Origin of the sequence: Limosilactobacillus reuteri, assembly GCF_020785355.1 — a bacterium.
GTDB classification, from domain to species: domain Bacteria; phylum Bacillota; class Bacilli; order Lactobacillales; family Lactobacillaceae; genus Limosilactobacillus; species Limosilactobacillus reuteri_I.
Genome location: NZ_JAJGVH010000024.1, coordinates 1 through 341 on the forward strand (window position 1 = coordinate 1; position 341 = coordinate 341).

A 341-nucleotide genomic window follows, 5' to 3' on the forward strand; every position below is an offset into this window, starting at 1 on the left:
AGTGAAAGCTTAAGTAACTCAGTATCGATGAGTGAAAGTCTCAGCAACTCGGTAAGTATGAGTGAGAGCTTGAGTAACTCAGTATCGATGAGCGAGAGCTTAAGTAACTCGGTATCGATGAGCGAGAGCTTAAGTAACTCCGTTTCAATGAGTGAAAGCCTCAGCAACTCGGTATCAATGAGTGAAAGCCTCAGTAACTCGGTAAGTATGAGCGAAAGCTTAAGCAACTCCGTATCAATGAGCGAAAGCTTGAGTAACTCAGTAAGCATGAGTGAAAGTTTAAGCAACTCAGTATCGATGAGCGAGAGCTTAAGCAACTCAGTCTCAATGAGTGAAAGCTT

General features: G+C 42.8%; 1 pseudogene. It reads right to left on the reverse strand.

From position 1 onward, the window contains the following. Positions 1-341: pseudogene (locus LMB56_RS00165) on the reverse strand (hypothetical protein); the annotation flags it as partial.